The organism is Peptoniphilus sp. DNF00840 (genome assembly GCF_001553125.1).
GTDB classification, from domain to species: domain Bacteria; phylum Bacillota; class Clostridia; order Tissierellales; family Peptoniphilaceae; genus Peptoniphilus_A; species Peptoniphilus_A vaginalis.
In genome coordinates this window covers 1-24122 of the sequence record NZ_KQ960206.1, presented here as the reverse complement: position 1 = coordinate 24122, position 24122 = coordinate 1, and the positions used below count along the sequence as shown (strand labels likewise).

General features: G+C 34.3%; 27 protein-coding genes, 1 tRNA gene and 1 other RNA gene. 19 read left to right on the top strand and 10 right to left on the bottom strand.

The features are described 5' to 3' along the window. Positions 1-151 (bottom strand): nitroreductase family protein (locus tag HMPREF1864_RS04150; RefSeq protein ID WP_197415055.1); only part of this gene is annotated, 151 nt, incomplete at its 3' end. 1 nt (position 152) lies between these two features. After that, complete coding sequence (locus HMPREF1864_RS04145; protein ID WP_062571585.1) at positions 153-842, bottom strand: DUF188 domain-containing protein; 690 nt, start codon at positions 840-842, stop codon at positions 153-155. Between the two features lie 97 nt (positions 843-939). Between HMPREF1864_RS04145 and HMPREF1864_RS04140 the strand changes: the two genes are divergently transcribed. After that, positions 940-2136, top strand: coding sequence for an LCP family protein (locus HMPREF1864_RS04140; RefSeq protein WP_082718910.1), 1197 nt, complete (start codon positions 940-942; stop codon positions 2134-2136). A gap of 246 nt (positions 2137-2382) precedes the next feature. Here the strand turns inward: HMPREF1864_RS04140 and pepT are convergent, their stop codons facing one another. Both pepT and HMPREF1864_RS04130 read right to left on the bottom strand, forming a co-directional pair. Further along, positions 2383-3591, bottom strand: a complete 1209-nt coding sequence (gene pepT, locus HMPREF1864_RS04135) for a peptidase T (protein ID WP_062571584.1) — start codon at positions 3589-3591, stop codon at positions 2383-2385. Between the two features lie 63 nt (positions 3592-3654). Then, on the bottom strand, positions 3655-4128 hold the full coding sequence (locus HMPREF1864_RS04130) for a methylglyoxal synthase (protein WP_062571583.1): 474 nt from the start codon (positions 4126-4128) through the stop codon (positions 3655-3657). 114 nt (positions 4129-4242) lie between these two features. Between HMPREF1864_RS04130 and rpsF the strand changes: the two genes are divergently transcribed. The 3 genes from rpsF to rpsR are packed head-to-tail and all read left to right on the top strand — an operon-like array spanning position 4243 to position 5309. Then, entirely contained in the window at positions 4243-4527 is a 285-nt protein-coding gene (gene rpsF / locus HMPREF1864_RS04125) for a 30S ribosomal protein S6 (RefSeq protein WP_062571582.1), read from the top strand. A gap of 9 nt (positions 4528-4536) precedes the next feature. Continuing rightward, a complete protein-coding gene (locus HMPREF1864_RS04120; RefSeq protein WP_062571581.1) occupies positions 4537-5073 on the top strand; it encodes a single-stranded DNA-binding protein in 537 nt (178 codons plus the stop codon). An 11-nt stretch (positions 5074-5084) separates the two neighbouring features. Next, positions 5085-5309 carry a 30S ribosomal protein S18 gene (rpsR, locus tag HMPREF1864_RS04115; protein WP_062571580.1) on the top strand — a complete coding sequence of 75 codons (225 nt, stop codon included), beginning with the start codon at positions 5085-5087 and terminating at the stop codon, positions 5307-5309. Between the two features lie 143 nt (positions 5310-5452). On the opposite strand, the gene HMPREF1864_RS04110 is transcribed toward rpsR, so the two are convergent. Beyond that, positions 5453-7162, bottom strand: a complete 1710-nt coding sequence (locus HMPREF1864_RS04110) for a hypothetical protein (protein ID WP_062571579.1) — start codon at positions 7160-7162, stop codon at positions 5453-5455. Further along, the gene (locus tag HMPREF1864_RS04105; RefSeq protein WP_062571578.1) at positions 7159-8070 is read right to left on the bottom strand and encodes an FUSC family protein; all 912 of its coding nucleotides are present in this window, start codon (positions 8068-8070) and stop codon (positions 7159-7161) included. Before HMPREF1864_RS04105 ends, HMPREF1864_RS04110 begins: the two co-directional genes overlap by 4 nt. Positions 8071-8243: 173 nt before the next feature. Between HMPREF1864_RS04105 and hpf the strand changes: the two genes are divergently transcribed. After that, positions 8244-8771 carry a ribosome hibernation-promoting factor, HPF/YfiA family gene (hpf, locus tag HMPREF1864_RS04100; RefSeq protein WP_062571577.1) on the top strand — a complete coding sequence of 176 codons (528 nt, stop codon included), beginning with the start codon at positions 8244-8246 and terminating at the stop codon, positions 8769-8771. A 116-nt stretch (positions 8772-8887) separates the two neighbouring features. Here the strand turns inward: hpf and HMPREF1864_RS04095 are convergent, their stop codons facing one another. From HMPREF1864_RS04095 to HMPREF1864_RS04085, 3 genes are all read right to left on the bottom strand, one after another. After that, the gene (locus HMPREF1864_RS04095; RefSeq protein ID WP_062571576.1) at positions 8888-10342 is read right to left on the bottom strand and encodes a carbon starvation CstA family protein; all 1455 of its coding nucleotides are present in this window, start codon (positions 10340-10342) and stop codon (positions 8888-8890) included. 531 nt (positions 10343-10873) lie between these two features. Continuing rightward, entirely contained in the window at positions 10874-11194 is a 321-nt protein-coding gene (locus tag HMPREF1864_RS04090) for a hypothetical protein (protein WP_062571575.1), read from the bottom strand. 184 nt (positions 11195-11378) lie between these two features. Continuing rightward, positions 11379-11455: transfer RNA gene (locus HMPREF1864_RS04085), tRNA-Pro, on the bottom strand. A 184-nt stretch (positions 11456-11639) separates the two neighbouring features. Between HMPREF1864_RS04085 and HMPREF1864_RS04080 the strand changes: the two genes are divergently transcribed. From HMPREF1864_RS04080 to HMPREF1864_RS08815, 4 genes are all read left to right on the top strand, one after another. After that, positions 11640-12278 (top strand): HAD family hydrolase, encoded by a 639-nt coding sequence (locus HMPREF1864_RS04080; protein ID WP_062571574.1) that lies wholly within the window; start codon positions 11640-11642, stop codon positions 12276-12278. Continuing rightward, positions 12275-12925 carry a VanZ family protein gene (locus HMPREF1864_RS04075; RefSeq protein WP_062571573.1) on the top strand — a complete coding sequence of 217 codons (651 nt, stop codon included), beginning with the start codon at positions 12275-12277 and terminating at the stop codon, positions 12923-12925. Before HMPREF1864_RS04080 ends, HMPREF1864_RS04075 begins: the two co-directional genes overlap by 4 nt. A 24-nt stretch (positions 12926-12949) precedes the next feature. Beyond that, positions 12950-13293: a transfer-messenger RNA gene (gene ssrA, locus HMPREF1864_RS04070) on the top strand. A gap of 192 nt (positions 13294-13485) precedes the next feature. Beyond that, positions 13486-13791: a PBECR3 domain-containing polyvalent protein gene (locus HMPREF1864_RS08815; protein ID WP_167627551.1), complete on the top strand. Its 306-nt coding sequence runs from the start codon at positions 13486-13488 to the stop codon at positions 13789-13791. 222 nt (positions 13792-14013) lie between these two features. Here HMPREF1864_RS08815 and HMPREF1864_RS04065 read toward each other — a convergent pair whose 3' ends face one another. Beyond that, on the bottom strand, positions 14014-14430 hold the full coding sequence (locus HMPREF1864_RS04065) for a hypothetical protein (protein WP_062571572.1): 417 nt from the start codon (positions 14428-14430) through the stop codon (positions 14014-14016). Positions 14431-14693: 263 nt separating this feature from the next. Between HMPREF1864_RS04065 and folP the strand changes: the two genes are divergently transcribed. The 10 genes from folP (at position 14694) to HMPREF1864_RS04015 (ending at position 23989) form a co-directional block, all read left to right on the top strand. Beyond that, complete coding sequence (folP, locus tag HMPREF1864_RS04060) at positions 14694-15668, top strand: dihydropteroate synthase (RefSeq protein WP_062571571.1); 975 nt, start codon at positions 14694-14696, stop codon at positions 15666-15668. Positions 15669-15720: 52 nt separating this feature from the next. After that, positions 15721-16692 carry a phosphate acetyltransferase gene (gene pta / locus HMPREF1864_RS04055; RefSeq protein ID WP_062571570.1) on the top strand — a complete coding sequence of 324 codons (972 nt, stop codon included), beginning with the start codon at positions 15721-15723 and terminating at the stop codon, positions 16690-16692. Between the two features lie 105 nt (positions 16693-16797). After that, on the top strand, positions 16798-17487 hold the full coding sequence (locus HMPREF1864_RS04050) for a response regulator transcription factor (protein WP_062571569.1): 690 nt from the start codon (positions 16798-16800) through the stop codon (positions 17485-17487). Next, a complete protein-coding gene (locus HMPREF1864_RS04045; protein WP_062571568.1) occupies positions 17468-18433 on the top strand; it encodes a sensor histidine kinase in 966 nt (321 codons plus the stop codon). Before HMPREF1864_RS04050 ends, HMPREF1864_RS04045 begins: the two co-directional genes overlap by 20 nt. A gap of 117 nt (positions 18434-18550) precedes the next feature. Then, positions 18551-19813 (top strand): erythromycin esterase family protein, encoded by a 1263-nt coding sequence (locus tag HMPREF1864_RS04040; protein WP_062571567.1) that lies wholly within the window; start codon positions 18551-18553, stop codon positions 19811-19813. A gap of 24 nt (positions 19814-19837) precedes the next feature. After that, complete coding sequence (locus HMPREF1864_RS04035; protein WP_062571566.1) at positions 19838-20584, top strand: ABC transporter ATP-binding protein; 747 nt, start codon at positions 19838-19840, stop codon at positions 20582-20584. A gap of 4 nt (positions 20585-20588) precedes the next feature. Further along, positions 20589-22568: an FtsX-like permease family protein gene (locus HMPREF1864_RS04030; RefSeq protein ID WP_062571565.1), complete on the top strand. Its 1980-nt coding sequence runs from the start codon at positions 20589-20591 to the stop codon at positions 22566-22568. Positions 22569-22625: 57 nt separating this feature from the next. After that, a complete protein-coding gene (gene relB / locus HMPREF1864_RS04025) occupies positions 22626-22850 on the top strand; it encodes a type II toxin-antitoxin system RelB family antitoxin (protein ID WP_062571564.1) in 225 nt (74 codons plus the stop codon). Between the two features lies 1 nt (position 22851). Continuing rightward, positions 22852-23115, top strand: a complete 264-nt coding sequence (locus HMPREF1864_RS04020) for a type II toxin-antitoxin system RelE family toxin (protein ID WP_062571563.1) — start codon at positions 22852-22854, stop codon at positions 23113-23115. A gap of 91 nt (positions 23116-23206) precedes the next feature. Beyond that, entirely contained in the window at positions 23207-23989 is a 783-nt protein-coding gene (locus tag HMPREF1864_RS04015) for an ADP-ribosylglycohydrolase family protein (protein WP_062571562.1), read from the top strand. Positions 23990-24122: the final 133 nt, after the last annotated feature.

Genomic DNA, 24122 nt, shown 5'->3' with positions numbered 1-24122 from the left:
AAAAATAAGGTTGAGCGTTGCAAGCAGAAGGAGCAAGCTTCATACTTTCAAGGCAGGCTTCAAGTTTTTCAACTTCAACTTCTCTGTCAGGGTCATAGGACCTGCAGGACTGCTTCACCCTTGCTAAATCTATAAAATCTTTAAATTCCATTTCATCCTCCTAAAAATTCATCTAAGTCTCCATCAAAGAAGAAAAATTCATCGTCACGCATCAGGCAAGGAACCCCAACACGATTTTCTTCTACTATGTGATCAAAGGCATCTGAGAAGTCTCTCTCCTTTAAAAATCTTTTGAGACTTGCCATTGAAGAAGTTATATCCACAATTTCACATTTGATTTCCTTCTTCTTAATTTCTTCTATTGCCGGTGGACAATCTGGGCAAAGACTTGAAACAAAAAGTGTTAACATATTTTTTCCCTCCAAAAATTTAACTAGCGACCTATAAAAATCTTGGTCTAGCGATTTTTCCCTCTTAGGAATATTAGAGTAAATATTCCTATCTCTCATTTTCTTGTTGAAGTGACGGCTGGCAAGTAGGCTCATTATGTTGTCCTTATCAACAAATAAACCCTGGAAGTCAAGGACCTTGGCACCCTTAGAAAGACCAAGAGAGGCAAGTCCCCTGTCGTTACTTATTACAAGGTCACCCTGTCTTGCATGGTTTGCTATATAGATGTCGGCTGCCTCCTTGGATATGTCAACGTCAACGACTTGACCATAGGATGGCGTGAAGTCCTGGCTATAATTTTTTACAGTGACCAGCCTTGCACCATATTTTTTTGAGACCTCTTCAACTATTTTTCTTATGGGTGAACCATCTGCATCTAATAATATTTTCATACTTATATTTTACTCCAAAGACCAAGATTAGCTAGCACAATAATAAAAGTATTGAAATCTTGATTTATTTTTTATAGACTTAGTTAAGGAGGTTAATATGAAATATATTTACAGAATATTTGTATTCCTTACTGTTGTACTCCTACTTGGGGCCTTGGGACTTGCCTTTATCTTTGCACCAAGAGGACAAAAATTAGATAACGAAAACAAAATTAAAAATAAAGAAGAACAAGAACCAGAAAAAATTTCTATCTTTAACGATAATGGAGACATTGTAAATATCCTTCTAATTGGAATCGACTCCAGTGATGTAACTTATGAAAAGGACGAGGACTCCAAGAGGGCAGACACAATTATGCTTTTATCAATTGATCCAAAGCACGACAGGATTAGACTCCTATCCATACCTAGAGATACATATTACAAGCTAAAGGGATATGATAACTATAGGATGAATGCAGCCTACTCTCGTGGTGGAATTGACCTACAAGTTTCCAGCGTGGAAGACTTTTTGGGCATAAAAATTTCCCACTATGTAACAGTTAACTACGAAGCAGTGGAAGAACTTGTTGATGCCATTGGCGGTGTAGAAGTTTACACTCCAAAATACAAGTACATTGATCCATCAACTGTGCCACCACTAGAAATCAATTTCGAAGAGGGACTTCACCTCCTAAATGGCAAGGACTCAGTAAAATATCTTAGGATTAGAAAAATTTACAAGGACCAAGACCTTGACAGGATTAAGGCCCAACAAGACTTTATCATGAAGATCTTTGACAAGATGAAGTCACCAAGGATGCTTCTTAAGCTTCCAAAATTAGTTTCCATTGCCAACAAGCACATTGAAACAGATATGAACTACGGACAACTTTCCTACCTTGCCTACTATGGAGTAACTCTTGATAAGGAAGATATAGCTATGAAGACAGTTCCAGGACGAACAAAGAAGGGATCCCCACTTTACTTCGTCAACAAGAAGGACGCCATGTATGCAGCCTCTGAATTGGAAAGACTTAGAGATAATCCTAAGGACCAAGAAGAAGTTAAGGACTACACAGAAGAAGAGCTTGCAGATATGACAGAGGCAGAGAGGGCAGAAGCTGAACAAAAGATGAGGGACAAAAAACTTAGAGACAAGTTAAAGGAAGAGGCAATTCAAGAGAATTCTTCTAATGGGAACTCAAACTCTAACAAGACATCAAACTCTAAAAAGACATCAAAGTCCAACAAGACTTCAAAGTCTAAAAAGGCCTCTAAGACTTCATCAAAAACTACAAAAGAGAAAAATTAAGGGAACCCCGCGAGGGTTCTTTTTTTATGAATTCTTACTAACTTATAAAAGTTTATGACCTTGTAAAAATGTATAACTTTATAGAAATTTATGACTTAATAAGAATTTAGGACTTAATAAGAATTTAGGACTTAATAAAAATTTATGACTCCATAAAAATTTATAACTTCACAAGAATTAAAAATTAAAATCCTATGACCTTATAAAAAATTAAAAAAAATCACCAGGAGCCTGGTGATTAATGACTTATTCAGCTAATAATTTTATTATATTTTTTACTACTTCCTTAGACTTTTCCATTTGGTCAAGGCTCACGAGTTCGTACCTGCCGTGGTAGTTGTAGCCACCTGTGAAGATGTTGGGAGTTGGGAGCCCCATAAAGGAGAGCTTTGATCCGTCTGTTCCACCTCTTACTGGTCCAATCACTGGTTCGACACCTGCCCTATCAAAGGCAGCCTTTGCCAAGTCGATAATTTCCATGTGGTCCTCAAGTTTTTCCCTCATGTTGTAATATTGGTCCTTGATTTCAATTTTTATTCTATCGTGGTACTTCTTGTTTAAGAAGTCAGCTATGTCTTCAAATAATTTCTTTCTAGCTTCAAACTTTTCCCTAGAGTGGTCCCTGATGATGTAGGACATCTTTGTGGACTCAACAGACCCTTCCATGCTAAGAAGAAGGGAGAAGCCCTCGTAGCCTTCAGTGTATTCAGGTCTTTCATTGGCAGGGAGCATTGAATTAAATTCCATGGCAATAAGTTGGGAGTTTACCATTGTATCCTTGGCAGATCCTGGGTGAACATTTTTACCTTGAATTTCTATTTTTGCTGAAGCTGCGTTAAAGGTTTCGTATTCAAGCTCGCCAAGGGGTCCACCGTCAACAGTGAAGGCAAAGTCTGCCCCAAAGTCTTTGACATTAAACTTATCTGCCCCTCTGCCAATTTCTTCATCAGGAGTAAAGGCAATCCTTATGTCCCCATAGCTTGCGTCCTCGTCCTTTAAAAGTTCTTCCACAGCAGAAACTATAATTGCAATTCCAGCCTTGTCGTCTGCCCCAAGTAAAGTTGTCCCATCAGTTGTGATTATAGTTTGTCCCCTTAAGTCCTTTAAGAAAGGAAAGTCCTTCACACTTGTTGTGAATTCTTCGTTTAACTTAATGTCAGCCCCATCATAATTTTCTATAATTCTTGGTTTGACGTCTTTTCCAGACATATCGGGAGCTGTGTCCATGTGGGCAATAAGGCCTACAGTTTTCTTTGTCTTGACCCTGCCAGGGATCCTTCCATAGACGTAGCCATTTATATCAATCTCTGCTTCAATCCCAAGTGACTTCAGCTCTTCCGCCAAATAATTACCAAGGACTAGCTGCCTTTCACTTGATGGGCAAGTATCTGATGACTCATCGCTTGTTGTCTCAAAGGACACGTATTTTAAAAATCTATCTAACATTTTTGTCATAAGAACCTCCAATAAAAATATTTTATCACCAAAAAAAGCGACGGGTCGTCGCCTTCATTTTAATCAATCAAAATCATTTTTTGAAATTCTGTCTTCAACAGAATAATCATTGTCCAAAATTTCCACCTCATACTCGCCAGAAAACATTGGGGAGGACAAGATGTAGTCAGCAGTTGTTGGTGACGTAGCAAGGGCAATGTTATATAGAGTTGAAATTCTAAGTAGGGCCTTGACGTCTGGGTCGTGAGGTTGTGCTTCAAGGGGATCCCAAAAGAAAATTAAAATATCAATTTGTGAATCTGAAATTTTTGCACCAAGTTGTTGGTCGCCACCTAGGGGACCAGATACAAGTCTCTCAACATTGAGAGAAGTCTCACGAGAGATAAGGGCAGCAGTTGTTCCTGTTCCAATAAACTTGTTACCTTTTAGTTCATCTTCGTGCCTCTTCACCCAAGCAAGTAGGTCCTTCTTCTTGTGGTCGTGGGCAACAAGGGCGATAGTCTTTTTCTTCTTAACTTTAATAGATTTAACTTCCATAAATACCTCTTTAAATAAAATCTTGACTAAGTAGTCTCTTTAATATATAATATCAAAGATTGAAATCCTTGCATAGTTTAAAAACTATGCCTAAGACCATAAGGAGGTGAAAGTATGAATAAATACGAAGCGGTGATTATGTTTTATCCTGAAGTGGAAGAAGAAAAAAGAAATGCTTCCTTCGATAGACTTAAAAAAGTAATCGAAAAAGACGGAAAAATCAATAACGTTGATGAATGGGGAATGAAAAAACTAGCTTACGCAATCGACTACAAGAATGAAGCTTACTATATTTTCTATGAATTCGAAACAAAGGCAGAAGATATAGCTGAAATCAACAGAGTAGCGAAAATCATGGACCCAGTAATGAGACAAATGATTATCAAGGTTGAAGACTAAGGAGTTTTTATGAATAGTGTATGTTTAATCGGAAGATTAGCGAGAGATCCCGAACTTCGTTACGCACAAACTGGCACAGCAATGTGTCGTTTCACAGTTGCCGTAGATAGAAGAATGAGCAAGCAAAAGAGACAAGAAGCACAAGCTAACAACCAGCCAACTGCTGATTTTGTATCTTGTACAGCCTTTGGAGCAACTGCTGAGCTTATTGCAAACTATCACAAAAAAGGCAGCCAAATTGGAATCGAAGGTAGAATCCAAACAGGAAGTTATGAAAGAGATGGAAGAACAGTTTATACAACAGACGTTGTAGTAAATAATCTTACATTCATTGGATCTAGCCAAGGTGGTGGACAAGCTCAAGCTGGCTTTAATCAAAACCAAGCTGGATTTAATCAAAACAACTTCCAAAGCCAAGGCGGATTTAGCCAACCTGGTATGGCTAGCCAAGGACCAGTAAATTCTGCTTACGAAAATGATTTTTCAAAGAGCGATAACGATGACGATGGATTTTTCCCTGTTGATAATGACGATATTCCATTTTAAGGAGGGTAAAAATGCAAAGAAGATTTGGCAGAAGGAAAAAAGTAGATCCTTTTGAAAAAGATAAGACTAAAAAAATTGACTATAAAGATGTTGAAACACTAAGAAATTACATTTCTGATCGTGGAAAGATTCTTCCAAGAAGAATCACTGGCTTAAACGCTAAACATCAAAGAGAAATGACAGTAGCTATCAAGAGAGCAAGACAAATTGCACTTCTTCCATATAGCGCTGAATAATTAATTTGAATTAAACTGTTGGGTAGTAACCCAGCAGTTTTTTTGATTTAATTTATTTGATATAGAGCCATAAAAATGACGAGTAAGCCAGAAGCAAATCCAGTTTAGGATTTAAGCTCTAGTTTACTCGCCTTTTAAGTTCTTTATTTGAAATCAACTTTTATTACGTTGTTGGAGTTTACTTCTTCAGTCCTATAGTAGTCGTAGATATCTCTTCCGAAGTTTGTGATTTTTATTTCTGCGATTTCTCCTCTTATAATTCCAAGGTCTTCCAGTATTGTTAATAGAGAAAGTTCAAAGTTTTTAAATTCATATTCATATAAACCCACTGGCCTATCTTCAGCTAGGTCTTTTATCAAGTCCATGACGAAGGTCTTGTACTTTTCATAGTTCTTGCCAAAGGAGGACTTTAAGAAGTTTTTATTAGTTAAGGCTTCAATCCAAATTGCAAGTTTTGTAATGTCGTCAAAGACCAAGTAGTTGTCTGCTGTGTCTGTGAGATAAATATCCTCTTTCTCTTCCTTTCCTTCTATAAGGGTGAGGTATTTTTTTATCATAAAGTTGAGATAGAGTTCGATTAGGGGGAAGTGGGAATTTTTATAGGTTTTCACTTCTTTTATTGGACTTATGCAAAGTGAGTCAACAAATTCTCTTAGCTTGGCAGGGGAAAGGTCGCCAGACTTTAAGACGCTTACATAATTCATATCCAAGAACTCAATAAAGTTGTCAAAGTTTTCTATGAACCTGTTGGAGAAGACGGCTTTTTTATTTTTTGCCAAGATTTTTAAAATGTTGTCATCGTAGTAGAAGCCTTCTTGACTGTTTTTTAAGAGGTCAAGATAATAAAAAATATTTTCTTGGATTTCTCTTAAATCATTTATCATTGATCCCACAGGTCTTCCAAGTAGGGCAAGTTTTGAGTAGAAAATTATTAGGAAGTCTATAGAGTTTGCTAGCTCTTCTTGATTTAAAAACTCACCGGACTCAGATAGGTCTTTGAAGATTTCTTTGTAGTCAAGACTGTAGTCGCTAAAGTTCATATTTTTTTCAACTAGGGTGTTGAAGTAAATCTTCGAGAGCAGTCTTATAATAAATCCTATTATGAATTCATCATTTGAGCCTGGGAATAATTTTTCGTAGTAGTCTAAGTTTTGTGCAAGCTCAAGATCTTCTGGATTAAAGGAGTCGAGGAGCTCTTCAAATTCATAAAGGGCATAGTCATCTAGGTCGGGCTCTTCTTTTAAGTTTTCATAGGTCACTTCATAGACTGCTAGGAGATTTAAAAAGTCTCTCTTTATAAAGCCTCTATTTAATTCAAAGATACCAAACTCTTCTTCTATGTGGTCAAATAAATTTTTCAAGTTGCTTTGGTAGGCTAAGAAAAATTCATCATCCATCATTTGCACAAGTTGGAGAACCATCTTTCTCTCATCTTCGCCAAAAATCCTGACAAGTCCCTTAGTGCTTTTGGAAAGTTCAATGCCCTTATCAAGTTCTACTTCTATATTTTCATCTAAGATGCAGTCATAAAAGATGTAGTGGTCATCTTTTTTTTCTATGCTGAAGAGAGAAACATAGGAGTCCCTCAAGACTTTTTTCATCTTCTCCATTGTGAACTCATCAAGTCCCTGAGATTCTAAAAGATTTCTAAGAACCTTGTCAGAGTTTGGATAGAAGTCCTTGAAGTCAAATAAGACAAAGGATGCTAGGTCTTCGTCGCTCCTATTCATGATGTAGGGGTTTTCTCTAATGAGGGCGAACTCATCTCTATTTAGAAAGTTCCTAAAGCCAAGTGTGGATTCTTTTAAAAGCTTTCTAGCTATTTCAAGTATTTCTTTTTTATCATTTTTCATTTTTTCACCTTTATATTTTCGATTTCTTCCTTTAGTTGGTCCATGTACTTTAAAATATATTCAATGTGGTAGTTGTAGACTCTGTCTTCCACATCTAAGTCAGAGGAATATTCTTCCACAAGCTTGTATCTTTTTAGAGCCTCTTGGGAAACTTCTAAACTAAAGTGGTCAGCATCCATATTTTCAACGACTTCAAGCCTAACGGAAATGCTCTCGATTAAGGACATAATTCTCTTCTCGCGTGAAAGCTCCTTGTACTTGTATTGGAAGGGAGTGTCAGCTTCCTTCTCCAAAATTTTGTAAAGATTTGTTGCGCTTTCAAGGTCTTTATTAAATTCAGTCAAGTCAGCTTTTTTATCGGAGAGAATTTCTTTTAAAGCTAAGTTGCAAGACCTGTAGCAGCTTCTCGCTGCAAGTATAAAATCTTCCCACACATTGGGAGATGATATAAAATAATTTACCAAGACTCCTACTATGATACCAATAAAGGTACCCAGGATACGATTTGTCGCATAATAAAATTTATCTGAGTTAGAGCAAAAACTTGCTACAAAAACTATGCAAGATAGTTGAGTCATGTCCTTCATCTTAACAACTACTAAAATATAAATTGTAAGAAGAATTCCAAGGCCTGCTACTAGGGGTTCAAGGTAGTCCTCTACATTAATCTTAGAAAAGAAGTAACCAACTATTACTCCAAAGACGCAGGTAAAGAGTCTTTTCTTAAAGTCTTGAAGTGATTCAGACATTGAGGGCTTCATAGTTGACACTGCAGCTATGGATACAAAGATGGCTGAGCCCAAGTCCAAGAGGTAGGAAATGTAAAGACCAATGATAACTGCAAGGGCAGTCTTAAGGGTACGCATTCCAATCCTGTACTTGTAATCAATTTTATTTTTTATTGTCATAAGATCACAACCTTTAGAAAGTTAAAATTAAATTCTACAATTATTTATGTTAATTATATCAAGAAGAGCTTTAAAAGTACATTTAATAGAGTTTAGGAAAGTAATGGAATAATATGATATATTTGTAAATTAATGGGTAAATATTAGACAAAGAAAAAAGGAGAGTGACATTTATGTTATTGAACTTTGTTGGAAAAAACATTGAACTTACAGAATCTTTGAAGGAAATTGCAGAAAAAAAATTCTCCAGATTAGACAAATATTTTTCTGAAGAAGTGGAAACAAGGATTGTTTTTTCTACGATAAAAGAAGAACAAACTGTTGAAGCTACAATATTTTTACCAAAGACGATTATAAGGGCAGAAGAAACTACAGATGATATGTACTCTTCAATGGACAATGCTGTGGATGCACTTGCTAGACAAATTAGAAAACACAAGACTAGATTAAAGAGAAGATACCAAAACAACGAAACAATTAGGTTTGATGAACTTGTTGATAAAGAACTTGTAAAGGAAGAATCAGAACACAAAATCGTAAAGAGAAAGAACTTCGAACTTAATCCAATGAATGAAGAAGAAGCAATTCTTCAAATGGATCTTCTAAACCACAACTTCTTTGTTTTCTTAGATGGAGATACTGATGGAGTTTCTATTGTATACAAGAGAAGAGATGGAAACTACGGTAAGATAGAAGTTTAAAATTAAATTTAATATATAAAATTTTAGGACGCCTAGGCGTCCTTTTTTCTTGTAGATTTTTAATAAAAAGAAATTTCTTATTAATAATAAAAAAGCTGGCGGGCGCCAGCTTCATCTTATTCTAAGTTTGTAGTTTCGATTCTTGTTTTATTTTTCTTGCCAGCCTTAACAACAAAAATTGCGTAAGCAATAGCTAGGATGCCAGCTGCTGGATAGGCAATCTTAAAGGGCAAGCCAAGTCCAAGTTTTTTAACATTTATGATAAAGGAGAAAACTATAAAGGTGTAGAAGACTCCTGGTATCAAAGTTATTAAATAATTTTTGCCAGTGTTGATTAGATAAATTGTTGCAACTGCTAGGGCAAAGATTGCTACAAATTGGTTTGTGAATCCAAAGTATCTCCAAAGCATGTTGAAACCATTTGGGTTTGACTTTGCGAAGAAGAGGATTGCTGCTGCAGGTATAAATAATACTGCTGCAAGGATTGCTCTTTTTACACCAGACCTTTGGTCGATGTTTAACTCTTCAGAGATGATTAGTCTAAGTGATCTAAAGGCAGTGTCACCAGAAGTGATAGGAAGTGCTATTACTCCAAGAACTGCAAGTAGTCCTCCAACATCTCCCATAAAGTATTTTGAAATTTCTCCAACCATTAGGGTACCAGCTGTATCAAGTGGAGCCTTTCCTGTTGAGAAGATTACCATGGCACCAGCTGCCCAAACCATTGCTATGAAACCTTCGGCAATCATAGTTGAGTAGAAAGTCACCTTAGCTTCTGATTCTGACTTAACAGTTCTTGATACAAGAGTAACTTGTGAACCGTGGAAGCCTGATAGGATACCACAAGCAACTGTGATGAAGAAGGATGGTATAAACTTTTGACCAAGTGGGTGTTCAGCAAGTAGGCCTGCGTTAGCAAAGGCTAAGTCCCCAGAACCCTTTACAAAAATTCCAACAAAAACTCCAATTGCAGAGATAATTAAGAAGGCACCAAAGATTGGATAAATTCTTCCAATTAACTTGTCAATAGGAAGTACAGTTGAAAGGATGTAGTAGGTAAAGATAACTGCGTAAATAATCCAAATTGCACTGGAATCTACTCCAACCTTTAGGACGTCATTGGCAATTAAATCTCCTGGAGTGTAAACAAAAACTACACCAGTCAAGAGAAGTAGGATTGCTATGACGATGTTGTAAAACTTACGAACGCCATCGCCAATGTATTTACCAACAAGCTTTGGAACTTGTGATCCACCATTTCTCATGGAGATAAAACCAGTCATATAATCGTGGACTGCTCCTGCGAAGACACAACCTAATGGGATTGCCAAGAAGGCAATAGGTCCAAACAAGATACCTTGAATAGGTCCAAGTATAGGTCCAGTTCCTGCAATGTTAAGTAGGTTGATAAGCCAGTTTTTCTTTTCGCTCATAACTACATAGTCTACTCCGTCAGCTTTCTTTACTGCTGGAGTTGGTCTATCGTCGGGTTGAAGTTGTTTTTCTACGTACTTTGAATAGAAGAATCCCCCAACAAGTAAAATAATAATTCCAATAATAAATAGTAACATAATTCCCTCCCTTTACTTTTATTATTTCCTATAAGATTATAGGGGAAGAGCCGCTCAATTACAAAAAAATTAAGCCTTAGAAGTGCCCTTATGAGGACTTTTCTATTAAATTTTTTTAAAAAATTTTTACGAATTTTAAAAAAGTTAATTCAAATTTGGTTTTGAAATAAATATTCGAAAGTTAAAGTCTACAAAATTTATAAAAATGATGAAAAATGAGAATAAAAATTAATTTTATTAAGTTAAGAAATTTAAAGTCGTTGATGACTTGATGAAGTTTATTTTGTAAGAATTTGTGAGTTAGTAGTATTGAACTTGCTAATAAGATTTTGATTAAAGGATAAAGTTTTAGGAGTTTATAAATTTTTATGAGTTTATAAAGTTCTATAAGTTTATAAATTTTTACGAGTTTACAGAGTTCTATAAGTTTATCAATTTTTATGAGTTTATCAAGTTCTATGAGTTTATAAAGTTTAATAAACTTGTGCTAGACTAAGACATAAAAAGCTGCAGATTTCCCTGCAGCTCTTATCACCTTTCAATTGAATTTATTTCGTTCTCAACATACAATTTTTTAAAATTCCCAAGACCAAAGGCAGAGATAATTATTTCTGTGTCTTCACGACCCTTGAAGAAGAGATCAATAGTTGGATTGTAAAAAATAGAAATGCCAGAGACCCTTGCTTCTTTGTACCTACTTGTGTCCTCTCCGTCATTTATAGAAATATCCAAGTCAAAGCAGGCAAGGGAGCAGCAAGATGCTTTTACATCCACATCGGGATTTATAAAAATCTTATCTACATTCTTCTTTTTTAAAAAGTTAAGAGCCTTGTCTCTAAATATAAAATTCATAAAATCTCCTATTTGTAATCATACTTATTAGCCTATCTCAAAAAAACATGTCATCAGACTTAAGCTTATTCAATTATAGGTCCAAGAATAAATAAGGACAAGCTAGTAATTAAAAAAGCTAAGCACTTAAACCTGATGAATGAATTGCAAAAAAAAAGAAGGTATAAACCTTCAAATAAAAAAATGGTCGGGGTGAGAGGATTCGAACCCCCGGCCCCATGGTCCCAAACCACGTGCGCTACCAAACTGCGCTACACCCCGACGACAGATTCACAAAAGTGAATATCTTGTATTCTATTTTCGAACAAATACTATTATAACATGGAAAAAATATTTGTCAAAGCTTTTTTTAAATAAATTTGATTTCAAAGCCTATCTAAGTCATTATACTTGAAATCTATTAAAGATACAAATAAAATAGTATTGTTATGAAAAAGGAGGTAACATGAAGGCTATTATTTTTGACTTAGATGGAACTCTAGTTGACTCTATGGGTTATTGGAGAAGTGTTTCTCGTGACTTCATGAAGACCAAGGGAATAGATATAGAAGATGAAATTCAGCACAAGATGACAACCATGAACTTGGACGCATCCTTAAAATACATGAAGGACTACTATAAATTAGAAGAAAGTTTTGAAGACCTACTTAGGGACTTTAGCAGGACAGTTGAAGACTTTTATACCAATAAGGTTGAGATGAAGGACAAGTGTCTTGAAACTTTAAAATATTTTAAGAATAGAGGAATGAAGGTAGTAATAGGCACATCAACTGCTACCCACTTCGCCAACATAGTTATAGAAAAGTATGGCATAGATAAGTTTATCGACGGACTCTACACAGCCGACTCAGTGGGACACCTAAAGGGAGAAGAAGAATTTTATCTTTCAATCGCAGATGATCTTGGAGAAGTTCCAGAAGAAATCTTTTTAGTTGACGACTCCTATCTTGCCCTAAGGACAGCAAGAAGGGCAGGCCTTATTGGAGTTGGAATCTATGACGAAAACTCCAAGGACACTTGGGCAACAATTGTCGATGAAAATAAATATTCAGCCAGAAAATTAATAGATTTGAAAAAATTATGAGATTGTTTTTATTTTTTGCGGCAAGAATAATTCCTGCCTTTATAATTAGCTTTGTGGGCTTCTCTCTTGTGAGAGTAAAATTTTTCGCTCACAGGAAGAGAAATTCCACAGGCTTTAGAGAATTTTTGCTTAGCCTTTTTGTAGCCTACCTAGTCTTCTTGGCAATTATGCTCTTCACACCTAATTCCTACATAGCAAGCTCTGGCATAAACTTGACCAATGAAAACTTTGACTTCGTTGGCAACTTTAAAGACAGAATAACATCAGGAGCGTGGGGAGTTAACCTAGTGCCCTTTAGGACTATGAGAAACTATATAAAATACTCAGGCTTCCTCCACACACTTATAAATATTTTTGGCAATATAATAATTTTTATTCCCTTTGGAATTTTGCTGCCAGAACTTTTTCCAAGATTCAGAAAGCTATTAAAAATTTTAGGAGGGTCCATAGCGGCATCCTTCTTTGTAGAATTTATACAATTCTTTATAGGAAGGTCAGTAGATATTGACGACTTAATATTAAATGTCTTTGGATCACTTATAGGTTATCTAATCTGGGAGAAGATTTTAAGATATAAATTTGCAAAGAAGAAGAGGAAGAGAAGAAGTCCAAGACCCCATAAAATTGACAAAGGTCAGACCATCTAGTATAATCTTAATCTAAGTAAATATGGGGGCGAAAATGGTTTCGACGGGGATTTTGAGCTTAAAGTAGCGAGTCGTTGATGGATCACACAACGTTAAAATGGTCTATTAAAAAATAAACGACGAAAATAATTTCGCACTAGCTGCCTAATTAGGTAGCAATCCGGCCAGACACCGCGAACTGTAACCGGGTTTCAAATTAGCGGGCAAACGAACTCTGTGAGGCGCCATAGCAGAGGGGGTTTATGGCGATACCCTGTATGAGTTTGACACTCTAGTAGTACAGGGGAAAATTAAAGAGGAGTCTGCACTCGGAGAATCTTTCTGTAAGAGGTCTTCGGACGTGGGTTCGACTCCCACCGCCTCCACCAAAGCAAAGTCATTCATGTGAATGGCTTTTTTATTTTGAAAAAAATAAAACTTATAATTGCAAAGCAAGTGTTAAAGTTTTTATGTCTATAGTATAGGGATGATATTTATGCTAGTATTATCTAAGGAGAAAGTGCAGTGAAGGTAAAAGAAGAAATAAAAAAACTTTTAAACATAGACATAGATATTGATGAATAATTTTTTCGAAGAATGGACTAAGAAAGCATATATTAAAGAGAAAACATCATGATTCTTTAAAATACTTTGAAGAAATAGATAATATAATCAAGAATCCAGATTATGTTGGGACTAGTCCAAGTGAAAAAGACATTAGTATTGAATATGTAAAGTCTTATGAAGATAATGTATTAGTTGCAGTTAAACTGAATAGAAAAAAGTCAGTATTTTATATAGCTAGTATCTACATAATTTCAGAATATAAATTAGAAAGTAGAGTTAAGAGTGGAAGGCTTATAGGAATTGATGAAACTTGTGAATAATGTTAAGATACATATAGGAAATAATTGAGGGTAGAAAGGTTCCTACCGCACCTGAAAAGGTATCTGAGATGCTGGATACACCGACTAGCCAATTATTCACTGCACTGAAAGAAGGTAAGATTAATTTCTCGCCTTCTTTTTTTATAAAATTTTTTACTTACATAACAATTAATTATTAATAAAACACAAGTTAGTAATTTTTTTTTACTAGGCAGTAATTTTTCACGAAGATTTTAATAGGCTTTCGTACTCTTCTATTAACTCCACTGGTATTACGAAGTTAAAGTAGCCGCCTGTTTTTGATAGGAAGAGATACATTAGTCCCAGGCTTGTGAATTTTTTCATGTTGATGTAGACATTTTCGTCGCCGTAGTCTACTGCGCCGTTGTAAAAGTCGTAAAAGGACTTGTGTTCCTTCTCGTCGAAGGAGAGGAGCGTGTCTTTAAACTTTGCCAAGATGGTCTCGTGGATTGCATCAATTTCCTCTCTCTCGCTTAATCCGTCAAGACCAAGTTCATAGGAAGCTGCGATGAGCTTTCTCTGGTCTTGGTCTAAAGCTTCTACAATGGGGTATAATCTATCTATAGGTAGTTTGTTAATGGTTTCAACTTTAAATAGTTTTAATAAAAAATCGCTCATGTTTCACCTCGTATTTATTATACATGAAATGAGCAAGGGGAGGAAATATGTCACAAATTAAAAAGCTTTCAGATGGTGTTTATTGTAAAATTATTCCACTTAAGGGCAATAGGCAAGGCCGACTTTGAGTGGACTGATGAGGGAGTTCTTTTATACTACGCCAAGTAAAAATTGTTTGCTTTAAGTAGTGACAAGTCATAAAATATCTATTGGCTAAAGAATTATAATTATTAAATTGAAAGAAATAAAATTTGGAGTGAATTATGAAAAATTTAGTTTGTAAATACAAGGATAAAGTTTTAGAATCTGGCGGTGAAACTATTCTTTGTGGAATTGTAAATGTTACACCAGACTCCTGCTCTGATGGAGGCAAGTGGTATGGTAAGGACAAGGCTCTTAAGAGGGCCCTTGAACTTATAGAAGCTGGAGCTGGCATGATAGACCTTGGTGGTGAATCAACAAGACCAGGCTCACACTATGTAGAAATTCAAGAGGAAATAGAAAGAGTTGTTCCAGTTATAAAGGAATTAAAGACAAAGACAGATGTGCCTCTTTCTATTGACACATGGAAGGCTGACGTTGCTGAAGCAGCAATTGAAGCAGGCGTTGACTTTGTAAATGACATCACAGGTTTTATGGGAGACCCAAGAATGGCAGAAGTTGTTGGCAAGAGTGATGTTGGTGCAATTTTGATGTTTAATCCAAAGATTGCAAGACCTAACCACAAGTCAAGTGCCAACTTTCGATCCTTTGGCGGAGAGGGAGCCTTCACTGAAGAAGAATTAAAATCCTTTGAAGACATGGATGTTGTGGAAGTTATGAAAAAATATTTGTCAAAATCTCTTCAACGTGCAGAAAAAAATGGAATTTCAAGGGAAAGAATTATGCTTGATCCAGGTATTGGCTTTGCCCTTACAAAAAAGGAAAACTTAAAGTTAATTGATAAGATTGACGTCCTAAGAGAAATGGGATGTTTCACCTTCCTTGGAGTTTCAAGAAAGAGATTTATCACAAATATTTTAAGCGAAAATAAGATTGACGCTGATGGCAACAATGAAGAAGGATTTGAAAACAGAGACGAAGCATCAGCAGCTCTTACAACTATAGGAGCTTACAAGGGTGTAGAAGTTTTAAGAGTCCATACAATGAAGCATCATCTTCTTGCAAAACTTGTTGCAGATTCAGTAAGATTAAATCAAGTTATAGAAGACGTAATTTTTAAACCTTATTCACTTTAAATTATTTTTTATAAGATATATAATATAAGCATAAATAAAAAAGGGGGACATTATGTCATTAATTGAAAATTTGAGAAGTAAAGTAAGAGCATCAAAACCAGAAATAGTATTTCCAGAAGGCGATGATGCAAGAATTTTAAGAGCAGCAATTAGACTTAATGAAGATGGAGATATTAAACCAATAGTTCTTGGAGACAAAAAAGAACTTGAAGCTTTAGCAGAAAAAGAAGGCGTAAAACTAGGCGATCTTGAAATTCTAGACCCAACCAACTATGAAGCTAAAGATGAAATGGTTAAGGCTTTCGTTGAAAGAAGAAAAGGAAAAGTCAACGAAGAACAAGCAGCAGAAATCCTAAAAGACCACAACTATTTTGGAACAATGCTAATCTACATGGGAAAAGCTAAGGGACTTGTATCAGGAGCAGCTCACACAACTGCAGATACAGTTAGACCAGCCCTTCAAATTATAAAGACAAAGCCTGGATACAAGAGATGCTCTGGAGCATTTATCATGCTAAGAGGCGAAGAAATGTATTTAATGGCAGACTGTGCTATTAACATCGACCTTGACGCAGAAGGCCTTGCAGAAGTAGCAGTAGTTTCAAATGAAACAGCAAGACAATTTGGCATGGATCCAAAGATTGCAATGCTTTCTTTCTCAACTAAAGGTTCAGCATCTCACGAAAGAGTAACAATGGTTGCAGAAGCAACAAAAATGGCTAAGGAAAAAAATCCTGAAATGGCAATTGATGGAGAATTACAATTTGACGCAGCCTTCGTAGAATCCGTTGCAAAGAAAAAAGCACCAGGCTCAGAAGTTGCAGGTCACGCAAATGTATTTGTATTCCCTAACATTGAAGCAGGAAACATTGGCTACAAGATCGCCCAAAGATTTGGCGGCTTTGAAGCAATTGGACCTATCCTTCAAGGACTTAATGCCCCAGTAAACGACTTATCTCGTGGTTGCGTGGAAGACGAAGTATATTCACTAGCAATCATAACAGCAGCACAAGCAGTTCTTTAATAAAAGATAGACTTAAAGACTTCCTTAGGGGAGTCTTTATTTTTATGCTTTTAATATATATAATGATGTCAAGAAATTTTAGTTAAAAGAGTAGGTTGTAAAGATATGGAAAACAAAAAGTGGAAGATTTTTTTAGTAGAAGATGACAAGGTGATTGCAGAAGAAATTGAAAGGCACCTCAATTTTTGGAATTATGAAATAAAAATTGCAGAGGACTTTCAAAATATTTTTGATGACTTTAAAAGCTTTCATCCTGATTTAGTTTTAATGGATGTAACTCTTCCCTTTTACAATGGCTATCATTGGTGCAAAATTATTAGAAAAAATTCTAAAGTTCCAATTTTATTTATTTCAGCTGCTGATGAAAACTTAAATTTGATAATGGCAATGGATCTTGGAGCAGATGATTATTTGACTAAACCCTTTGAACTAGAGCTGCTACAAATAAAAATAAGAGCCTTGCTAAGAAGAGCTTACGAATATATCGAGACAAGAAATATTTCTTACAAAGATATAAGTCTTGACTGCGACAAGATGATTATCTCAAGAGAAAACAAAGAAATAGAACTCACGAAAAATGAATTTAAAATTTTAGAAATTCTCTTGGAAAAGCCAGGCAAAGTTGTTAATAGAGATGAAATTATTGATAAAATTTGGCAAAGTGACTCTTATATTGACGACAACACCTTAACAGTAAATATAATGCGTTTAAGAAAAAAGTTAGAAGATATAAATATTTTTGACCTAATAAAAACTAAGAAAGGAGTAGGCTATTATGTCCCACCTGCCAATTAAAAGTTTTATAAAGAGAGAAAAATTCACATTAATTCTTGGGCTTTTCATATTTTTTTATATCCTGGGAACTTATTTAATTTTTGAATTTGATAGAGATAAGTCCATTTACATAGCTTTTTTATATTTATTTTTATTTTTTATTTATATGGTTTTTCTTTACTCCATAAGAGACCGTGATTACAGAGAAGAAATAGATCTTTTAAATAGAAAAGACTACGAAAAAATACTAGAACTTTATGAGTCTCCATTATCAAAGGCTCTTTATAAAAGTGCAGAAGAAAATAAAAGAATTAAAGAGATTGGAGAAAAGAAAAGAGCAGATGGAAAAAACTACTTAACTATTTGGACTCATCAAATAAAATCTCCAATATTTGCATTAAAACTTTTGCTCAAAAAAGATGAAATAAACAAAATAGATTGCGAAAAAGAGATTTTTGAAATCGAAGAGTATGTTGGAAATATTTTAGGCTATGCAAGGATGAATGCAGATAGCACAGATTATGTCTTTAGCAAATACAGTTTAGATGAAATTATTAAGGGAGCAATTAGAAAATATTCGATTCAGTTTATTGGAAAAAATAATAAGGTAGACTTTTTTGAAACGAATAAAATAATTTTAACTGATGCCAAGTGGTTTTCTTTTTTATTAGAGCAAATTATTTCTAATGCAATCAAGTACACGCATAATGGAAGGATTGCAATTTATTTAGAGAAAAATGAACTTGTAATTGAAGATAATGGAATTGGAATAATGCCAGAAGATTTGCCACGAATTTTTGATGCAGGATACACTGGTTACAACGGTAGGTTGGAGAAAAAGTCAACGGGACTGGGACTAAATCTCTCAAAGTATATTGGGAAGTCTTTAAGAGTGACATTGAGGTGTGAGTCAGAGCCAAAGCTTGGCACAAAGATGTTTATAAATTTAAAAAATATTTTGGATTAGAGTGCTTAGCACTCTTTTTTTATATCTTACAAAAATGTCACATTAAAGCTCTATTTGTTATATAAATAAAAGGATTTATTTTTTTATACAATTTATAATGTAGTAAGAGGTGAGAAAATGATAAAGAAAATTTTTAAAGGTATTTTAATTTTTTTAGTATCCCTTATTATTCTTATAGGGATTGGAGATTTTTTGTGGATTAACCTTCCAAAGTTAAGTGCAAGGAAAAACATATCTGATATAGAAGACTATGGCAAAGGCGTAAGCCAAATAAATTTAGATGACAATATAGAAGTTGTTGGACTTGGGGAAGCGACTCATGGAAATTCAGACTTTCAAGATTTAAAATTAGAAGTTTTAAAGACTTTAGTTGAAAAAAATAATTTAAAGAGCTTTGCTATTGAAGCTGATTTTGGGGAAGGAATGATAATCAACAATTACATTCACGGAAACAAAAGAGATGAAAATATTTCAAGAATTTTTTCTTTTAATATTTATCACACAAAGAATATGAATGATCTCATAAATTATATGTTCGACTACAACCAAAAAGCAAAGGATGAGGACAAACTTTCTTTTTACGGCTTTGACATGCAAGATCCAGAAAAATCTATTGAGTTAATTTTAGATTTTTGTAAGGAAAATAATATTTTACAAGAAAAAGACTTGCAAAAAGACTTTTCCTTTATAAAAGATAAAAAATTTAAGATATCAAAGATAATAAAATATAAGGAAGATTTGTTGTTAGAAATAAAAGCTTACGCAGACACCCTATCTTCTCCCAAGGCAAAAATAGTTTCAAGAGCGATAACAAATGTATTGGACAGTGTAAAATATTACGAATTAGATTTCAATGATTATACAAAAGCAAATAATGTGAGAGATGAGCTTATGGCTGGAAATGTTAAGTGGATAAGTGATTTTGAAAAGGCAAAGGGAAATAAGATGCTTTTAATTTCTGGACACAACGGTCATATCGCAAAAAGTGAAAAGTTTTATGAGCCAATGGGGTCTCACTTAAAGAAAATTTTTGGAGAAAAATATTTTATTATTGGAACAGACTTTTATAAGGGAATTGTAAACATAAACGAAGTTGGTCCAGATAGCAAGAGATCAAACCATGTCTTTGTCTCTGCTGATCCTTTAGCTTACAGTGCGAGAAAATTTAAAGGAAAATATTATTTGGATTTTACAAAAGTTAAAGATGGTGAAACTTTTGACCTTATAAATAAAGAAATCAACATGGTAAGTTTGGGTGAAGCATATTCTCCACTTATGAAATTCATGCCAAGATCTTATAGGATAAAGGAAGTTCCAAAAGATTTATATGACGGAATGATTTTTGTTTATTATGCAAAGCCTATTGCTGTTAATGATTAAGAGTATTTATGAATGAGGTGGAAGATGTTAGAAGTTCAAAATATAAAAAAGATATACCGAAGTCGATTTGGGAAAAATGAGTTTGAGGCTCTAAAGTCAATTAATTTTACTGTTGAAGCTGGAGAGTATATTGCAATAATGGGAGAGTCTGGAAGTGGAAAGACAACTTTATTAAATATTTTAGCCTTACTTGATAGGCCAACTTCTGGAAAAGTAATTTTAATGGGCAAAGATTTACAAGAAATAAAGGACAACGAAATGGCAAAATTTAGAAGAGAAAACTTGGGATTTGTGTTTCAAGATTTTAATCTTCTTGATAACTTCACTGTTAAAGAAAATATTTTATTGCCCCTAGTATTGTCCGATGAAAAAATTTCTGTTATGGAAGAGAAATTATCAAAAATTGCAAAAAAGCTAAGTATTTCGGATCTATTAAATAAGTATCCCTATGAAATAAGTGGAGGGCAAAAACAGAGGACTGCAATTGCGAGAGCACTTATAAGTGACCCAAAAATTTTACTTGCTGATGAACCAACGGGAGCTCTTGATAGCAATAGCACAAGAGAACTTTTAAAGGTTTTTAAAGACTTAAACCAAGATAGGGAGACTATATTCATGGTAACTCATTCTATTATGGCTGCATCAGAGGCGAAGAGAGTTCTATTTATAAAGGACGGAGAAATTTACCATCAAATCTATAGGGGCGAGAGGACTTCCCTTGATATGCAAAAGAAGATTGCAGACACAATGCAGATGTTACAAAGGAGTTGAGAAAATGAAATCACTTTACTCACGACTTGCCCTTGCTGGAATTAAGAGAAATAAAAAAGTTTTTATGCCCTTTATTGGAACAATAATTTTTCTTATTGTTCTAAGCTCAATTTGCTTAAGTCTTGTTTTAGATAAGTCTCTTGCAGGAGCAAAGGGAATGGAAACAATGAAAAGCATTCTATTTTTTGGTGTCATAGTTTTATCAATCTTTTCACTTATAATGCTTTCTTCTGTATATTCTTTTATTCAAAAGAGAAAGTTGAAAGAACAAGGACTTTATTTAATACTTGGACTTGAAAAAACACATCTGCGAGTAATTTTGTTTTGGGAAATAATTTATATTATTATTTTTGCTATACTAACAGCAAGTATTTTTAGCCTTGCCTTATACAAATTATCTCTTGGCATTTTTTTGATGCTGACAAATAATTCCATAAATATTTTTGAGGGTGGATTTTTTAATAATATTTTGGCAGTAGCTATTGTAGATTTAATATTTATTGCAATACTGATTTTTGTATTTGTAATTCAGATTATTAAGATGAGAAATTATTCTCCAATAGCTTTGGTAAATGAATCCAAGGCAGGAGATAGGAAGAATAAATTTACAAAATTAATTGCCTTGCTGGGAATAATTTTTATTGCAGGAGGCTATGCTATTAGTTTAACTACAAAAAATCCAGTACAAGCTTTTTTTAAATTTTTTATTGCGGCAACTTTAGTAATAATTGGAACTTATTTTGCTTTTTCAACCATAGTGACTTTATTTCTTGAACTATTAAAAAACAATAGGGCCCTATATTACAAGAAGGGAAATTTTCTATCTGTGTCAGGTCTTTTATATAGAGTAAATAATAATTCTAGATCTCTTGCAAATATTGCAATACTATCCACAGCTTTTACAATAGTTTTAACATCAGGCATAAGTCTCTATGCAGGCATAGGAGATGCCACCAACAGATTATTTCCAGCACCCTATGCCATAAGGACTGAAGCAGGGTCATTAAGTATAAAAAACTTAGAAAAGTATAGAAATAATATCAGAAGCTTATTAGCTGACAATAAGATTGAGGGAGAGGTTACTACAACTTATGAATGGTCCATTCCACTTGTTAGAGAAAAGAATAAGCTAAAGGTAATGGCAAAAAGAGAATGGACTAATGCAAATTTAAAAAATGACATAATTTCACTGGACATAATTTATAGTCCTGACGCAAAATTAGACTTCAAAGGAAAGGATTTAATTTATTTTAAAGAAGACAATAATGAAGAATTTATAAAGACTTTGGGCTTTAGTGCAAGGCAAGTATCCAATGAAACAATAGATATTCCCTTGGAAAGTGTGCAGACAATTTTTGAAAAAAATAAAATATTAGCAAAAGATTACGAAACTGCAAATAAAATTTGTGATAAACTAAATTTTAAAGGTAACAGATCTAAATTAAGTCCAAATATAACAAGTTTGATAAAAGGAAACTTGCCAAAAGATTTTAACAATTTACTTAACGAACACAAGAACGACATTAAAGTAAATCCAAATCAAAAACTCACCATAATAGACAGACAGCAAACAAAGGAGGAGTTTTTAAGTGACTATGGAGTAATATTTTTTGTTGGTATAATTCTTTCCCTTGCATTTTTGATTACAATGGGACTTGCCATATACTACAAATTTCTCACAGAAGCCTATGAAGACGTAGAAAGATTTAAAATTTTAAGAAAACTTGGACTGGATGAAATTGATGGCAAGAAAATTATAAGAAAACAAATGGCGTGGCTTTTGTTTTTGCCAATAGTTTTCTGTTTTATTCACACATCCTTTGCCCTTCCTGTTTTGCAAAAATTTTTAATGCTAATAGGACTTATGAATACAAAATTATTTATTAAATCAATGATTTTTGTATTTCTTATTTATATAATTTTTTATCTTGTAATATACAAATTCACAGAAAAAATTTATACAAAAATAGTTTTAGAAAAATAAAGCTCTTTATTGATTTGTGTAACACAATGTAATACAATTGTCTTAGAGGTGATGGATATGAAAACTGTATCTGTAAGACTTAATGCTGAAGAGGAGAGAGCCTTTACTGCTTATGCTGATCTTATGGGCGAACCACTTTCTACTCTTTTTAAGAGATTGATGGAAGAGAAGCTTGAAGATGAGTTTGACATGAAGGTGGCTGAAGATTTTCTTGAAAGAGAAGCTAGGGGCGAAGTTGAGTACATTACTCATGAAGAGTTAATGAAGGAATTAGACTTGTGATATGTATGATTTAATTTATGATAAAAAATATTTAAGAAGTCTAAAAAAGATAGACCGACAAGCTCAAAAAATTATAACAAATTGGGTGGAAAGCAACTTGTTAAATTGCCAAGACCCAAGATTTTATGGCAAGGCCCTCACTGGCAACTTCAAGGGGATATGGCGATATAGGATTGGTGCCTATAGACTCCTAGCAAAAATTGATGACGACAAGTTAATAATATTCGCCATTGATGTTGGCCACAGAAAAAATATTTATTCATAAGACTTCCTTAGGGGAGTCTTTATTTTTATGCCTTTAGTTTATATAATTGATTTAACAATTTATAAATCTAAACTAAGGAAGGTGGGATTTTATGTCTAAGCTTAGGGACGGAATTTATGGACTCGCAATAGCTGATGCTCTCGGCGTGCCCTTTGAGTTTAAGAAGAGGGGAGACTTCACTTGCACAGGTATGGTTGGTTTTGGAACTTGGGATCAAGTTGCTGGGACTTGGTCTGACGATACCAGCATGACTCTTGCAACTTGTAAGTCAATAAAAGATAAAAACAAAATTGATGTCGAAGATATAAGAAAAAATTTTGAGGACTGGCTTTTTAAAGGAAAGTTTGCTTGTCATGGAGAAACTTTTGATGTGGGAATAACAACAAGAGATGCCCTAGCAGAAGGCCATGGGATTGATGATTTTTATGCCAATGGCAACGGATCACTTATGAGGATCCTGCCTCTTGCCTTTACTGATGCAAGGGATGAAGAGATTGAAAGAGTGTCAAGCATCACCCACGCTCACGAAATTTCTAGAAAGGCCTGCCTTGATTATGTTCATCTTGCGAGGAAATTGATTGCTGGCGAGAAATTAGAAGAGCTTGGACTTGACCACATAAAAAACAAGTCTGAAGCTGAAATCCAGTCAACAGGTTTTGTCCTCCACACTCTCGAAGCATCTCTTTGGTGTCTTTTAAATACAAATTCTTATAAGGATGCTGTCCTAAAGGCAATAAATCTTGGCGACGACACAGACACCACTGGAGCTGTTACTGGTGGCTTGGCAGGAATTATTTATGGCTTTGATGGATTTCCAAAAGAGTGGGTGGATGAATTAAAGTCCAAAGATTTAATTGATGAGTGTTTATTTTAAAGCAATAAAAATTTTGAAACTTATAAGAGAATTAGAAAGTGAAATTAATATCCAAGAAATTTAATTTGAAAAGATTACAAGCAAAAAACTCCATGGAAGTGAACTGACCCCCAAAAGTTGGACTAACAAACCA